Below are 13790 nucleotides of genomic sequence, written 5' to 3'. Positions count from 1 at the left end.
TCAGGCTGCGGCGAGATATTTGCGCAGGAAGCTGCGGGTGCGCTCCTGCTGCGGCGCGCGGAAGATTTCGGATGGCGGGCCTTCCTCCACCACCACGCCGCCATCCATGAACAGTACCCGGTCGGCCACTTCGCCGGCAAAGCGCATTTCGTGGGTCACGATCAGCATGGTCATGTGTTCGGCGGCGAGCTGCTTCATGACCGCGTTGACTTCGTCGACCAGCTCGGGGTCGAGCGCGGAGGTCGCTTCGTCAAACAGCATCACCTTGGGCTGCATGGCTAGCGCCCGCGCGATCGCCACGCGCTGCTTCTGGCCGCCCGAAAGCCGCGACGGATAGGCGTCGATCTTGTCGGCGAGTCCCACCTTGGAGAGGAGCTCGAGCGCCAGCTCGCGCGCCTCGCCCTTACCCATGCCCTTCAGAATCACCGGTCCCATAGTGATGTTGTCGAGCACGGTCAGGTGGGGAAACAGGTTGAAGTGCTGGAACACCATACCCATCTGCTGGCGCACCTTGTTGATGTGCCGCTCGAAGGCCTGGCCGCGCAGCGGCTGGTTCACCTGCACGCCGTCCAGCCACACTTCGCCGCCGTTCAGCGTCTCCAGATGGTTGATGGAGCGCAGCAGCGTCGACTTGCCCGAGCCGCTTGGGCCAATGATGGCGACGATCTGGCCACGGTTCACCGAGAGGTCGATGCCTTTCAGCACCTCGAAGGCGCCATAGGATTTGTGCGCGCCGCGCACCTCCACCATTGGCTGCTGACTGGTCATCGCGAGACCTCCACTTTCCGTTCGACGAGGCGCAAGCCCCCCTCCAGAACGAGATTGAGAATGTAATAGAGCGCGGCGGCGGTGATGTAGAATTCGAAGGGGCGGAACGTTTCGCTGATGGCAAGCTGCGCCGAATGCACCAGCTCGGCAATGCCGATGACCGAGACGATCGAAGATTCCTTCAAGAGCGCGATCATGTTGCCGCCGATGGGCGGAACCGTGTTGCGCACCGCCTGTGGGATGACGACATAGCGCAGCGTCTGCCAGCGGCCGAAGCCGATCGAGCGCGCGCCTTCAGTCTGCCCCGGATCGACTGCGACGATGCCGGCGCGCAGCACATCAGCGTTGTAGACCGCAAAATGCAAACCGAGGCCGATAATGCCCGCGCCGAGCGCCGGAATGTTGAGACCGATCTGCACCAGCCCGAAATAGATGAGGAACAGCTGCAAAAGCAGCGGCGTGCCCATGAACAGCCACATGAAGAAGCGTACCGGCCAGGCAATTACCTTGGGCGCATAGAGCACCGCGACTGCGAACAATATGCCGAAGACGAAGCTGAGCGCCGCCGCCGAGACGGTGAGCACGGAGGTCCACCAGGCGCCGATCCACAAGAGGTCGGTGTAGGGCAGGACAATGCTGAAATCCAAACCTTGCATCGCGCCCTCCCGTCAGACGATTGCGAAGCGCCGGTCGAGCAGGTCGACGACCTTGGCCACGACATAGACGACAACCATGTAGAGAAGCGCGGCCACCCCGAAGATCTCGAAGGGCTTGTAGGTCGAGCCGATGAAGCGCTGGGCGGTGTAGGTCAGCTCCACCACCGAGATGGTCGAGACCAGCGCCGAGCCCTTCACGAGCGCCACCGTGTTGACGCCGAGCGGACGGATCATCAGCCTTGCAGCCTGCGGCAGTACCACCTTGCGCAGCGTCTGAAAGCGGCTAAAGCCGATAGAGCGCGCCGCCTCCGCCTGGCCACGATCGACCGACAGCAACGCGCCGCGGATCGACTCGGCCATGTAGGCGCCGATGTTCAGCCCCAGCCCGATGACGCCGGCGGCGAAGGGCTCCAGATTGATGCCGATCTGCGGACCGCCGAAATAGAGCACGAAAAGCTGGATCAGGCAGGGAGTACCGCGAAAGACGCTGACATAGACGGTGCCGATCACCCTCAGCAGCCGCGAGCGCGACAGTTTCGCGGCTGCAGCCAGCGCGGCGACCAAGAGGCCGAGCGCAAGCGCGAGCGCGGAAATCTCGACCGTCACCAGCGCGGCTTCCACGAAGAAGGGGAAGACGCGCTGCATCAGCGCAAAGTCCATCGGGAACTCCGGTAGCGAGGCGGGCGGTTGGCTCGGCCGCAGTGTCTGCGGCCGAAAGCCGTTCAGGAGATGATCAGCGGATGTCGGCGCCGATCCATTCCTTCGAGATCTTCTCGTAGGAGCCGTCGGCAAGCATTTCGTCCAGCGCCTTCTGCATCGCTGCCTTCAGCTCGGGGTTGCCCTTGCGGATGGCGATGCCGATGGCGACGCTGCCGCCCTCGATATCCGGCGTTTCGAGCTTGCGGATCTTGTCGCCGGTTTCCTTGATGGCGACCATGACCGGGATGTTGTCGACGACGATGGCGTCTACGCGGCCGGCCTTCAGCTCAAGAAGCAGTTCCGGCAGGCCCTTGTAGGTGCGGATATCCCAGCCGCCCTGTTCGCGTGCCCACTTCTCATGCGTTTCGCCGAGTGTGACGCCGAGCGTCTTGCCCTTAAGGTCTTCGAGGCTCTTGACTGGCGACTCCTCGTTGACGAAAACGGCGCGGCCGGCGTGATAGTAGGGGCCGACAAAGTCCACGACCTTCTCGCGCTCCGGCGTGATCGTCATCGAGCCGACGATGGTATCGTATTTGTTGGCGAGCAGGCCAGCGATGATGCCGTCCCAGGCGGTGGTGACGATGGTGCCCTTGACGCCGAGACGCTCGGCGATGGCCTTGCCGACGGAAGCGTCAAAGCCGACCACTTCGTTCTGCTCGTTGACGAAGTTGAACGGCGGATACTGGCCGCTCATGGAGATCTTCATTTCGCCGGCTGCCTTGATCTTTTCCAGATCGTCGGCCTGGGCCGACACCGCGGCGAAGCTCGAGGCAATCATCAGGGCTGCGGCCGCGAGGCCGGATAGAATTTTGTTCATCTGGTGTCCTTGTCCTCTGGAGTGAGCGCTTGGCGTCGATGTTCTTGGGAGGCGCCGTTGCGCTGGTCCGAATTCATGATTGCCTTTGCGATAGCATTGCGCAAATAGATAATCGGAATAGAGGACATAGATTTCAGGAATGATGTCGCCGCGTTCCGAAAGACTGGTCTGGGAACTGGACTGGAACCTCCTGCGCACCTTCGTGGTGATCGCGGAGGTCAAAAGCATCACGCGCGCGGCCGAGCGGCTGAACCTCAAGCAGCCCAGCGTAAGCAACGCGCTGCGTCGCCTCGAGGATCGCATCGGCCGCCGGCTGGTGGAGCGCGACGCGACGCGCTTTGAACTGACCGAAGTTGGGCGGCTGCTCTACGAGCAGAGCATCGAGGTGTTCGGCTCCATTTCACAGCTTCCGTTGCTCGTGCGCGGAGTGAGCGACGACGTAACCGGCCACATCACCATCGCCGCGGCCAGCCATGTCGTCTCGCCGCTCTACGACCGGGCGCTGGCCGAGTTCCACCGCAACTATCCGCGCGCCAGCCTCACCGTGTCCATCGCCGCGAGCACGGAGGTGACCAAGCAGGTGCGCGAGCGCCGGGTCTCCTTCGGCATCTGCCTGGTGGCGCAGAAGGACCCTGCGCTGGATTACACGATGATGTACCGCGAGTTCTTCGGCTTCTTCTGCGGCCCGCAGCACCGGCTTTACGGTCGCGAAGGCCAGACGCTTGCCGATCTGAAGGGCGAGCCTTCGGTCTCCTTCCAGACCGACCATATTTCGGATGCTCTGCGCCCGGTCGCACTTTTGCGGAGCGAGGCCAAGTTGGACGCCAACGTGGTGGGCGTGTCCTCAAGCCTCGAAGAGGTGCGGCGCATGATTATCGCCGGGCTCGGCATTGGCCCGCTGCCGCTCCATGTCGCCCGCCGCGACGTGGCCGACGGGCTTTTGTGGCGCCTGCCGCCTTATGATGCGCCGCCTGCCATCGACATCTTCCTGGTGGTGAACCCGGAAAAGACCATGAACCGCGCCGAGCGCGCGCTGTTGGCAGGCCTGCAGGCGCTGATCGCCGAGACACCGCTGGAGGAGCGGATTTACGGCGAGTAGTGAGGATGCCTGCCCCGCCGGGAAGCTGCGGGACAGGCGCGAGCGGGGGCTCAGTAGGTCTTGGCCAGATAGTCGGCGATCGCCTTGGCGTCTGCCTCTTCGATCGGCGCGTGGTAGACCTTGATCATCTTCTGCACCTCGGCCTCCCAGAAAGCCGCGCCCTTCTTCGGCGGCTGGAAGTTGATGTAGTCGGCCGAATGGCAGGCAGTGCAGTTGTTCTCCGCAAATTCCACGCCGGGGCCGGGTTTGAAGGTCGCCGTCTCGTCAGGCAGTTCGTAGGTCTTCGACGCGGCGAGCGCGAGGCTGCCACCCAGCGCGAGGAGGCCGAAAGCGGCAATGGCTGTTCTTGCGATGCTCATGATTGCTTCCCCTTCAGGCTGCCACGACGCGGGTGGTTTCGACGACGTTGCGCATGTAGCCGGGTGGGCTCCACAGCGGCTCCAGCGGCTGCGACTGGCCGATGCGGTTGGTGGCGCGCACCATCAGCCTGTGCTCGCCCTTGGGCAGATCGATCTCCATCGTCCAGCCACGGAACGAATATTTGCCGAGGTCCTCGCCCAGTGTGGCGGAGCGCCAGGTGCGTCCCTCGTCGGCCGAGATCTCGACATTCGTGATGCCGTAGCCGCCGTCGAAGGCGATCCCGCGCAACGGAACCTTGCCGGCGGCAAGCTTTGCGCCATCGGTGACGTTGGTGATGAAGGAGCGCACGGTGAAGCGGCCGATCGGCCGGGTCTTGTCCATCTTGCCGCCTGGCTCGGTGCAGGCGCAGGCATTGTCGGGAATGCGGTAGGCCGACTTCATCCAGAAACCGTCGAAAGCCTTGTCCAGCACGGTGATCTCGTTGAGATGCTTGACCCAGTAGGTGCCGTAATGGCCGGGCACCACCAGTCGCACGGGGAAGCCGTTGAGCCAGGGCAGATCCTCGCCGTTCATCTCATAGGCGATCATCACCTCGCCGTCGCGGGCGTGATCGATGTCGAGCGCCTTGGCGAAGTCGGGCGTCTCGGGCAGGGCCGGGCCGTCGAGCCCGCCGAAGGACACCTGCACGGCGTCGGCCTGCACCCCGGCCTTGTCGAGCACGCCCTTGAGCGGCACGCCCTTCCAGCGCGCATTGCCCATGGCGCCGTTGCCGAGCTGGCCGCCGCCTACACGCGGATTGACGAAGCCGCGGCTGTTGCCTGAGCATTGATGCACTGCCACGATCTCGATGGGCTCGAAGTCGGTCTTGAGGTCGTTCAGCGAAAGCGACAGTTCCTTGTCGACCTTGCCCTTGATAGCGATGCGGAACTCTTCCGGGTCGATCTCCAGCGGGATGTCGGCCAGATGGTAGCGCACGAAGAAGGCATCGTTGGGCGTGATTATGCCCTCATCGAACACGCTGAAGGGCGTCTCCAGCTGTGGCGGGCGCGCCGTATGCCCGATCAACGGGCGCTTGCCTGGATATTTGACCAGCGGTCGCTCGCCATTGTCGAAAGGCAGCTTGATCATTTCTTCGGCGAAGGCGGCCAGCGGAGATCCGGCCAGCATTCCCCCGCTCAGACCCAGCGCCGCACCCCCGGCAGATTTCAAAATCTGTCGTCTGTTGAACATCGCGTTTCTCCTTGGATGTGTTCACATCGCGGGAAAAGACGCAGACGCGGCGCCCTTTATTCCGTTTTACCTAAAGAGAATAACGCTGCCGTCGGGGAACATGGCGCGAACCCGGCAAAATGCGGGTCAGGATTGGCAGGGGGCACCGATGCGGCTGGCTTCCTCAAGCGCGATACGTTGTTCGGGCGTCGCGTCGTGGCCTTGCTGGATGAGCTGTTCCACGAGATCGGCCATGCGGTCGAAGCGCTGCGCATCCATGCCATGGCCGACCAGCACATAGCGGGCGTTGTCGGTTGCCCATTGACGCACGGACAAACCGGCCTGCTTGGAGGGTGCGAGCGCCGAAAGCGCCGTCTCGCTGCCCGATCTCGCCTTCCACAAGCCAAGATGGCAACCGTGCGGCCCCTGATAGCCGGCGAATATCGCCTCGCCAGCGTCGAAAGGCTGCGACGACAGATAGACGAGTTGCAGGCCGGCCGCCGAAAGGTCGGGCAAGGCGCCGGCTACGGATGTCGCGGCCGCCGCTTTCATCACCCCATCGGCGTCAGGATGGAGGTCCGCCGCCAGCCATGTCTCGTTCGCGGCAATTGCCGCATTGACCTCGGACCCGGGCGTTGGGCGCAGCGACCACGAAAGCCCGCCCGCTACCAGCACTGCGGCGAGCGAGGCAGTCAGCGCAACAGGCTTCCAGCCCGGCCGGTGGCGCCGCTGTTCAGCTTTCGCCGGGGCAGCGAGCCTCCTGGAAACCGCGCGCAGGCGGGTCAGCGTGGCCACGCGCGCGGCCATGGCCTTGTCGGCGGCGATCGCCGCCGCCACTGCCGCTGCGGCATCGGGCGAGAGCTCGCCATCGACATAGGCGTTGAGGGTTTCCCAAGTGATCTTCATGTCATCGTTTCGCATTGCTGCGGCCTGAAACGATAGGCCGAACATTGTCGCCTTCAATGGCTTCGAGCAGCGCCAGTCGGGCGCGGCTGAGCCGGCTCATGACGGTGCCTACCGGCACGCCCAGTGCTGCGGCGGCGTCAGCATAGCGCATTCCTTGCAAATCGATCATCTCGATGACTGTACGGTGGTCGGGCGCAAGGCGGGCCATGCCCTGCCGTACGGTGATCTCAGCGATCAGCCCGTCGTCATAGCTCCACAGGGTGGCGTCGATCGGCTCGGCCGGTTCGACTGGCTGCCGCACCAGTGCGCGGCGATGCTCGTCGATCCATGTGTTGCGCACGATGCGGAACAGCCAGGCTTGCGTGGCCTTCGTCTCACGCGGTGGCGAGTCGCTGCTCAGCGCTTTGAGCGCGGATGTCTGGACGAGGTCGCCGGCGGAGTCCCGGTCGCCGGACAGCCGCATCGCGTAGCCGAACAGGCGCGACCAGTTCCGCCGCAGGCTTTGCTCGATTACGCGTCGCACCGAAAAATCCCACCCTCCGGAAAGGAGCCTTGCCCCTCCATAACGGGCGAACGGGTCGGCCGCAATCCGCCGCCCCCATGCAAAGCTTCCCGGAATTCAGGCTTGGTTGCCGGATACCAGCAGCTTCTCGGCGCGCACACGCATTGCAGCATCGAGCGGGACGGCGGCGCGGGCGGCGAGGTCGAAGCGCACGCTGGTGGTGCGGCTGATTGCATGCACAACGCTGTCGAGCGTGCCGCTCATCACCTGTTCGAAGGTGACCGATGTACGGCCGAGCTTCACCAGATTAGAGCGCACGGTGATCAGCGTGCCGGCACGGGTTTCGTGCTTGTAGTCGATCTCTGTGCGCACGTCGGCCCAACCGATGCCATTGGCCTCATGACCCTCCAGCCCGGCGATATGACCGAGAATGTGGAAGGAGGCGTCATCGAACATCGCCGCATAATGGCGGACATTCATGTGGCCCATCGTGTCGCACATCCAGGGATGGGCGACGCCGACGAAGGTGACAAGCGGTTCGGTCATTGCATTTCCTATACGGGTTCCACCAATTGCGGCTCAAGGTGCAGGTAGCGCGCCACCTTGCGTTTGGCCGCGATGTCGTTCCAGACGTGGCCGACCTCTTCGTCGCTGAGCCCGATCGCCTGTGCGACATCCGCAGCCGGCACGCTGTGGTTCAGGCTATACAGGCAAAGGTCCATCTTGTCGTAGGGGAGGGCGAAGTAGAACTCCTCTTGCGTTTGCGCCAGGGAATAGGTGTCGGTCGTCGGCGGACGGCGGAGCACTTCCTCCGGCACGCCGAGATGAGCGGCGAGCTGGTAGACCTGCGACTTGTAGAGATGTGCGATCGGCTTCACGTCGGCGGCGCCGTCGCCGTTCTTGACGAAAAAGCCCTGGTCGTATTCCAGCCGATTGGGCGTACCCACCACGGCATAGTTGAGCCGGTCGGCGTGGTAATATTCGAGCTGCTTGCGCGTTCGCTGCTTCATGTTGGTAGCCGCCACGATGCCGAGATAGACATGCGCCGGCAGTCGGTGCTTTCGCATTTCGCCATCCGGGCTTTGCACCACCAGCGAGGAGATGTTGTAGCCCGACGTCGTCAGCGCATTGGCGATCACGATCTTTGAGCTCCAGCCCGGCCCATAGGCGGGCTCGACCTCGCGGATGAAACCGTCGCGACGGGTGTAGCAGCCCATCGCCTCCAGCGTCGGCCCGATATTCTCCACCGCGCCGTTGAGGCCGAAGGTGCCGGCGACAAGCTGGCCGAGCCGCTGGCTTTCTGGATCGGAATCGTTTTCGGGCATGAACAGGCAGAACACGTTCTGCGGTCCCACGGCCTTCGCAGCGAGCGCTGCGCAGACGCTGGAATCGATGCCGCCCGAAAGCCCCAGCACCAGCCCACGTTTTCTCACTGCACCACGCAGTTGCGCGCGCAGCGCCTCAACGATGCGGGTGGTCTCGGCCTCGGCATCGATGTCGAGCGTCCGCGCAGAAAGGGGGAGGCGACTTCCATGCATGATCATTCTCCAGCTTCGACGGCCAGCCGTCGGATTACCTTGCCGCTTGCCGTCTTCGGCAGTTCGGCGCGGAACTCGATTGATTTGGGCACCATGAAATCAGGCAGCAGGCGCGCGCAGTGGCGGATGATCTCGCGCTCCGTCGGCGGGGGATCAGAGACAACGACCGCCGCGTGCAGCGCAAGGCCGAGGATCGGGTCGGGCCGGCCGAACGCCACGGCTTCCACCACGCTTGGACATTCGCAAAGCGCAGCCTCAACCTGGCGCGGCGCGACCTTCTCACCCTTGATCTTTAGCATGTCGTCCTTGCGGCCGACGAAATAGAGAAAGCCCTCGACGTCGGTGCGGAACAGGTCGCCCGTGTGCAGCTGTCTTTCGCCGGGTTTTGAGCTTGGGCGAAGCACAGTGTCGGTGGCTTCCGGATTCTCCCAATAGCCGCGCATGAGATGCGGGCCCCGGACCACCAACTCGCCCACCGTTCCCGGCCCGACGGGCTGCCCAGCCTCATCGAGGATGACGACTTCCGTGCCAGGAATGGCCTTGCCGACCGAGGCTGGCCGGCGTTCGAGTTCTTCGGGCGGCAGATAGGCGGCGCGGGCGCATTCGGTCAGACCATACATGCAATAGAGTTTTGCCCCGGGAAACAGCCTTCGCAGGCCCTCGACATGGGCAGGTGGCAGGGGCGCGGCGGCGTTGGTGATGTAGCGCAGGCCCGGCAACGTTCCGGGCGCCAGATCCTTCATGGAAAGCAGCATGGCTGCAATCGTCGGCACCAGCGGCAGGCCGGTGACACCTTCGGCGCGCGCCCTTTCCAGTACGGCTTGCGGGAAGGCAAAATTCTTTTCTAGCACCAGCCGTGCGCCGACGCGGACAGTGACGAGCAACTGGTAAAGCCCATAGGTGAAGGACAGCGGCAGCACGCCCAGCACCACGTCCTGCGCGGTGTTTTCGAGGTAGGAAGCGATGGCGCCCGATGCGGCATCCATGCTGGCATGCGTCATCATCACGCCCTTGGGCCGGCCAGTTGAGCCCGAGGTATAGATGATCATCGCCAGATCATCCTCGCCGCCGGCTTCCGGCAGCGGGCCGCTCTCATCCGCAACCAGCGCTTCGAACGGCAAGATATTCGCCGGCAAAGTCCCTGTCGCGCGCGCGGCGACAAGCAGGGGTGGGGAGGGAAGATCGGCGCTGGCCTGCGCGCAGGGGTCGAGATATTTCTCCTGCGTCAGCACAGCGCCCGGACGGCAGTCGCGCAGGATGAAGCCGACTCCATCCGCCTTGAGCTGAGGATTGACCGGGCAGAAGACTGCGCCGGCCTTCAACACAGCAAAGATCGCAACTGCCGTCTCCCAGATATTCTCCATGAAGACGACCACGCGGTCGCCGCGCTTGATGCCCTGCGCCACAAGTGCCGCGGCGAGACGGTCGGATTTCGCGTCGAGTTCGGCATAGCTGAGCCGCGCGCCGTCGGCCACGATGGCGATCCGGTCGGGACCGGCCGCAGCACTATGCCTGAGGAACGTCTCTACGCGCATCGCTTTGCCTAGCCCGCGACCACTTCGCTCTTGCGCGCTACAAAGGCCGCGATACGGGCGATGGAATCCAAATTGGCGGGCACGATATCGGCATCGGCCATCGCAACGCCGAAGCGCTCCTCGAGAAACGAGACCAGCTCGAGGATGCCGGTGGAATCGACCATGTCGCTTTCGATCAACGACTGTTCGTCGCCGAGTGGCGTGCTGTCATCGCCAAACAAGAAGTTCTCAACGATGAAGGTGCGGATCTGGCTCTTTATTGCGTCGGGCATTCAAGAAGGCCTTTCTCGGATGATGGGTGTCAGACAGACGCCTCGCGGGAGCGGTTGCTGACCATGTTGGAAAACTCTCGCGCCCAGAGCTGCGTCGACACGATCCCGACGAAGGCGGCATTGTCGCGAAAACCCGTCGCGACATCGCGCCGGCATTTTTCAAGCAGCTTGGCCGCCGCCAGAGGATTGAAGAGGCCGTTGGCAGTAACCGCCTCGGCCGACATGATCTCGTCGACATAATCGCCGACGGGACCGCGGAAGGAGGCGCTGTCGGGCGCGCGGTAGGGCTGCTTGGGTCGTTCGGAAATCGCCTGCGGCAGAAGGTCGGCTGTAGCCGCGCGCAATATGTGTTTCTCGCGGAGGCCCTTGAGCTTCAGATTTGGCGGTATCTGCGCGGCGAACTCGACCAGCCGGTGATCGAGGAAGGGGAAGCGCGTCTCGACGCCGTGGGCCATGGCCATGCGGTCGCCCTGGCTCGACAATATGTATCCCGGCAGCAGGAAGCGCGTCTCGATATATTGCGCCTGATGCAGCGGGTGCCAGCGGACAAAGGCCTCCGGCAGCTCGGACGCGATTTCCTCGGTCGCGTCGTAGCCTGCAAGCTGGTCGCGCAGGTCACGCGAAAAAAACATTTTCGCGCCTGCCGTCGCGCGGATGCGAGGACGGTGCGAGAACAGCGGATCGTCGGCCGCGTCGACCCCTGTGCCGAAGAAGGCGGCGAGATATTCCGGTGTTTGCTGTTGCAGCGAGGAGAGATAGGGATAGATCTTGCGGAAAAGGTGGGGGCGGATTTGCGAACCCGGCTGCCGTCCGCAGAAGCGGCGGATGCGGGCTTCCCTAAATAAATCATAGCCGGCAAAGATCTCGTCAGCACCTTCGCCCGAAAGCACCACTTTCAGCCCTTGCTCGCGGACTAGACCCGAAAGCTGGTAGAGCGGGGCAGGGGCGGTGCGTGTTACCGGCCGTTCCATATGCCACACGACGGCGGGGAAGATGCCGGCGATATCCTCGGGCCCACAGGCGATGGAATGATGCTGCGTGCCAAGTGCACGCACCATCGTCTGTTGATAGTCGCTTTCATCGAATTCGGCGTCATCGAAGGTGACGGAGAAGGTGCGCAGCCCGTTCGGAGCCATCCGTGCCGCAAGCCCGGAGACAATCGACGAATCGAGACCACCCGACAGGAACGAACCGACCTCGACATCCGCGCGCAGGCGGATTCGAGTGGCATCCTCCAACAGCGTGCGCAGTTCCTCAGCGATCCCGCCCTCGGATCGTGGATCTCTTTCGCCCCCCTCCGGAAAAGCCAGCGCCCAATAAGGCCTGCTGCGCGCTTCGCCGTTCTCGACAATCATCATATGCGCTGGCGGCAGTTCAAAAATGCCCTTGAAGGGGGTGCGCGGCGCAATCGGCGCCCAGAGCGTAAAGATCTGGTCAAGGGCGAACGGGTCGATCTCGGCCTCGACGCCAGGCACCTGCAAAAGCGCCTTCACCTCCGAGGCAAAATAGAAGACGCCGCGATGCCAAGTATAGAAGAGTGGCCGCACACCCATGCGGTCGCGTGCCAGCACCATGCGCTTGTGCCGCTCGTCCCAGATGGCGAGGGCGAAGTCGCCATTGAGATGGGTCACGAAATCCGGGCCGTACTCTTCATATAGTTGAAGAACGACCTCGGTGTCGCTCGCGGTGCGGAAACGGCGGCCGCGCGCTTCGAGCATCTTGCGCAGCTCGATATAGTTGAAGATCTCGCCATTGTAGGCGATGGAAAAGGTTCCACAGGCGCTGTGCATTGGCTGCGCGCCATCGGCCGTCAGATCGATGACCGAGAGGCGGCGGTGTCCCAGGCCGGCACCGTCGCTGACATGAACGCCTTGCGCGTCCGGCCCCCGATGCGCGATCGCCCCGCACATGCGACGTAGCAGCGCCGCGACCTCGTCACGCGGCAGGGCGCCGGCATAGCCCGCTATGCCGCACATAGGCTCAGCACTCCTGTCTGGGGTCCGTCAGTCAAACCGGTCTCCGATCAAGCGTGACCATGACTCGCCCGCAAAACCGTTAAAGAAGGCTTTGCCGGCCAGAAAGGGCTCCAAGAGCGTCGGGTCGCGTGCATGCACGACACTGGACGAGGTATGAAAAAAGGCGAACCGCCGGCCGAGCATGGCATTGAGCAGAACGGGCTGAGTGCGCCCGCGCAGCGCCAGCATGCCTCGCTCGCTGGCATGGGCAAGCATGCTGTCGATGGTCTCACCGATACGACCTGGCGCTGCGAGTATTTGCATCACGCGACCGATCCGGCCGGGATCGCCATGATAGAGAAAGAGGCCGAGCGGGCGGCCGTCGCGCGTCATCACCACGCGCCGCACCATCTCGCCATAGAGTGCCTTGCTGCTCGCCTCCGCCACCATCTGGTGAAGATTCTCAGGCTGCCAAAGCGGCCGGACAGCGTAGCCTTCAGTCCATTTCGTCAGGAGGGTGGCTGTGGTTTCGTCGTCGGCATCCACGCTTGGAAGGGTTTCCTCCGGTATCGCGGCGGCAAGGCTTGACCAGCGCGGCCCGGGTTCGCCGCGCCGAATCAACGAATCGATAGGCCTTGCAAGCGGTGACAAGAGCCGTGCCGCGCCCACAGCCTTCGTTGCCATCTCCGCAACAAAACCGGCCGGCCGGATGATTCGCAGCCATTCGAGGCTGTAGTCGGGCAGCACAGTGGCGCGCAGCTTGCGCCACATGGCGGTCGAGATGTCGTTGGCGGTTTCGGTCAGCGTGACATCCTGCGGGCCGGAAAGAAAGGCGCGCATCAGCCGTGCCCCGGCAAAGGGGTCGTCGGCATGGTTGTCGACCATCAGCGAGCCGCAGACGGCCGCACGCACGGACCGGCCCTCAGCCAGCATCGGCAGGGGCATGACGCCGATGAAGCCGGACACCCGGCCGTCATCGAGGACATGGACAAGGGAACCGATCTCGGGATCGCGGTCCGGCGCCTCGATGAAGAGCCCGGTCAGATAGGTTTCAAGTGCGTGAGTGGCGGGCTGACTAGTCTTGCGCAAGATGCGTTGGAAGAGTTCGGCGACGGCCGATATGTCTGCTTGCTGCAGGGCACGGATTTCCCCCATCTTCATCTACGACGAGATCCAAGCAGGAGTCTCGCACGCCCCCTCCGTCATTTTAGAAATGTCTATAGCAGGGGGCTTAATTTTCCGTGTTGCGGACGGCCTCATCTTCGCCGGCTCAATTTTAGCAAGAAATTGAAGCTCTTAGCGGGCGGACCATCAGCGCGATCCCTAGCCTCTTGCAGCCGGCCGAGAGGGAACTGTCACTAATTTACATCAGTGGCGCACGTCATTTGGCTGTCATCCAGCCGTCATGGAGCCGAGACGCGACTGTCATCTGGCGTGGCTAGAGGGGTGCCCGGGGATGGGCATTGGAGACAGG

15 protein-coding genes are annotated in these 13790 nt (G+C 63.4%); 1 reads left to right on the top strand and 14 read right to left on the bottom strand.

Translation table 11 applies throughout. From position 1 onward, the window contains the following. The 4 genes from M2281_RS22845 to M2281_RS22830 all read right to left on the bottom strand — a co-directional run bounded on the left by M2281_RS22845 (position 1) and on the right by M2281_RS22830 (position 2940). Positions 1-768 (bottom strand): amino acid ABC transporter ATP-binding protein, encoded by a 768-nt coding sequence (locus tag M2281_RS22845; RefSeq protein WP_280823481.1) that lies wholly within the window; start codon positions 766-768, stop codon positions 1-3. Then, a complete protein-coding gene (locus M2281_RS22840; RefSeq protein WP_280823480.1) occupies positions 765-1424 on the bottom strand; it encodes an amino acid ABC transporter permease in 660 nt (219 codons plus the stop codon). The genes M2281_RS22845 and M2281_RS22840 overlap by 4 nt, the downstream gene beginning before the upstream one ends. 12 nt (positions 1425-1436) lie before the next feature. Beyond that, complete coding sequence (locus M2281_RS22835) at positions 1437-2084, bottom strand: amino acid ABC transporter permease (RefSeq protein ID WP_280823479.1); 648 nt, start codon at positions 2082-2084, stop codon at positions 1437-1439. A gap of 73 nt (positions 2085-2157) precedes the next feature. Continuing rightward, positions 2158-2940 carry an ABC transporter substrate-binding protein gene (locus tag M2281_RS22830; protein WP_280823478.1) on the bottom strand — a complete coding sequence of 261 codons (783 nt, stop codon included), beginning with the start codon at positions 2938-2940 and terminating at the stop codon, positions 2158-2160. A gap of 139 nt (positions 2941-3079) precedes the next feature. Between M2281_RS22830 and M2281_RS22825 the strand changes: the two genes are divergently transcribed. Then, on the top strand, positions 3080-4039 hold the full coding sequence (locus tag M2281_RS22825) for a LysR family transcriptional regulator (protein ID WP_280823477.1): 960 nt from the start codon (positions 3080-3082) through the stop codon (positions 4037-4039). A 50-nt stretch (positions 4040-4089) separates the two neighbouring features. On the opposite strand, the gene M2281_RS22820 is transcribed toward M2281_RS22825, so the two are convergent. The 10 genes from M2281_RS22820 to M2281_RS22775 form a co-directional block, all read right to left on the bottom strand. Further along, positions 4090-4398, bottom strand: coding sequence for a cytochrome c (locus M2281_RS22820; protein WP_280823476.1), 309 nt, complete (start codon positions 4396-4398; stop codon positions 4090-4092). A gap of 13 nt (positions 4399-4411) precedes the next feature. Beyond that, complete coding sequence (locus tag M2281_RS22815) at positions 4412-5629, bottom strand: molybdopterin-dependent oxidoreductase (RefSeq protein ID WP_280823475.1); 1218 nt, start codon at positions 5627-5629, stop codon at positions 4412-4414. A 126-nt stretch (positions 5630-5755) separates the two neighbouring features. Further along, positions 5756-6514, bottom strand: coding sequence for an anti-sigma factor (locus tag M2281_RS22810; protein WP_280823474.1), 759 nt, complete (start codon positions 6512-6514; stop codon positions 5756-5758). A gap of 1 nt (position 6515) precedes the next feature. Continuing rightward, positions 6516-7037, bottom strand: coding sequence for an RNA polymerase sigma factor (locus M2281_RS22805; protein ID WP_280823473.1), 522 nt, complete (start codon positions 7035-7037; stop codon positions 6516-6518). A gap of 96 nt (positions 7038-7133) precedes the next feature. After that, entirely contained in the window at positions 7134-7562 is a 429-nt protein-coding gene (locus M2281_RS22800; protein WP_280823472.1) for an acyl-CoA thioesterase, read from the bottom strand. Between the two features lie 8 nt (positions 7563-7570). Then, the gene (gene nadE, locus M2281_RS22795; protein ID WP_280823471.1) at positions 7571-8554 is read right to left on the bottom strand and encodes an NAD(+) synthase; all 984 of its coding nucleotides are present in this window, start codon (positions 8552-8554) and stop codon (positions 7571-7573) included. A 2-nt stretch (positions 8555-8556) separates the two neighbouring features. Next, complete coding sequence (locus M2281_RS22790; RefSeq protein ID WP_280823470.1) at positions 8557-10089, bottom strand: class I adenylate-forming enzyme family protein; 1533 nt, start codon at positions 10087-10089, stop codon at positions 8557-8559. Between the two features lie 8 nt (positions 10090-10097). Beyond that, a complete protein-coding gene (locus M2281_RS22785; RefSeq protein WP_280823469.1) occupies positions 10098-10361 on the bottom strand; it encodes an acyl carrier protein in 264 nt (87 codons plus the stop codon). Between the two features lie 29 nt (positions 10362-10390). Continuing rightward, positions 10391-12337 carry an asparagine synthase (glutamine-hydrolyzing) gene (asnB, locus tag M2281_RS22780; RefSeq protein WP_280823468.1) on the bottom strand — a complete coding sequence of 649 codons (1947 nt, stop codon included), beginning with the start codon at positions 12335-12337 and terminating at the stop codon, positions 10391-10393. A 27-nt stretch (positions 12338-12364) separates the two neighbouring features. Further along, entirely contained in the window at positions 12365-13477 is a 1113-nt protein-coding gene (locus M2281_RS22775; RefSeq protein WP_342394291.1) for a hypothetical protein, read from the bottom strand. Between the last annotated feature and the right edge of the window lie 313 nt (positions 13478-13790).

The organism is Pseudaminobacter soli (ex Li et al. 2025) (assembly GCF_029892515.1).
Lineage (GTDB): Bacteria > Pseudomonadota > Alphaproteobacteria > Rhizobiales > Rhizobiaceae > Pseudaminobacter > Pseudaminobacter soli_A.
Note: the sequence above shows the minus strand (reverse complement) of the source record. Positions and strands in the feature narration are given on the sequence as shown.

What these genes read in the sequence shown, in the direction of transcription:
- M2281_RS22820 (WP_280823476.1), bottom strand. Translation starts at nt 4,398, where the DNA reads ATGAGCATCGCAAGAACAGCCATTGCCGCTTTCGGCCTCCTCGCGCTG.
- M2281_RS22835 (WP_280823479.1), bottom strand. Translation starts at nt 2,084, where the DNA reads ATGGACTTTGCGCTGATGCAGCGCGTCTTCCCCTTCTTCGTGGAAGCC.
- M2281_RS22790 (WP_280823470.1), bottom strand. Translation starts at nt 10,089, where the DNA reads ATGCGCGTAGAGACGTTCCTCAGGCATAGTGCTGCGGCCGGTCCCGAC.
- M2281_RS22775 (WP_342394291.1), bottom strand. Translation starts at nt 13,477, where the DNA reads ATGAAGATGGGGGAAATCCGTGCCCTGCAGCAAGCAGACATATCGGCC.
- M2281_RS22840 (WP_280823480.1), bottom strand. Translation starts at nt 1,424, where the DNA reads ATGCAAGGTTTGGATTTCAGCATTGTCCTGCCCTACACCGACCTCTTG.
- M2281_RS22830 (WP_280823478.1), bottom strand. Translation starts at nt 2,940, where the DNA reads ATGAACAAAATTCTATCCGGCCTCGCGGCCGCAGCCCTGATGATTGCC.
- M2281_RS22845 (WP_280823481.1), bottom strand. Translation starts at nt 768, where the DNA reads ATGACCAGTCAGCAGCCAATGGTGGAGGTGCGCGGCGCGCACAAATCC.
- M2281_RS22810 (WP_280823474.1), bottom strand. Translation starts at nt 6,514, where the DNA reads ATGAAGATCACTTGGGAAACCCTCAACGCCTATGTCGATGGCGAGCTC.
- nadE (WP_280823471.1), bottom strand. Translation starts at nt 8,554, where the DNA reads ATGCATGGAAGTCGCCTCCCCCTTTCTGCGCGGACGCTCGACATCGAT.
- asnB (WP_280823468.1), bottom strand. Translation starts at nt 12,337, where the DNA reads ATGTGCGGCATAGCGGGCTATGCCGGCGCCCTGCCGCGTGACGAGGTC.
- M2281_RS22815 (WP_280823475.1), bottom strand. Translation starts at nt 5,629, where the DNA reads ATGTTCAACAGACGACAGATTTTGAAATCTGCCGGGGGTGCGGCGCTG.
- M2281_RS22785 (WP_280823469.1), bottom strand. Translation starts at nt 10,361, where the DNA reads ATGCCCGACGCAATAAAGAGCCAGATCCGCACCTTCATCGTTGAGAAC.
- M2281_RS22800 (WP_280823472.1), bottom strand. Translation starts at nt 7,562, where the DNA reads ATGACCGAACCGCTTGTCACCTTCGTCGGCGTCGCCCATCCCTGGATG.
- M2281_RS22825 (WP_280823477.1), top strand. Translation starts at nt 3,080, where the DNA reads ATGATGTCGCCGCGTTCCGAAAGACTGGTCTGGGAACTGGACTGGAAC.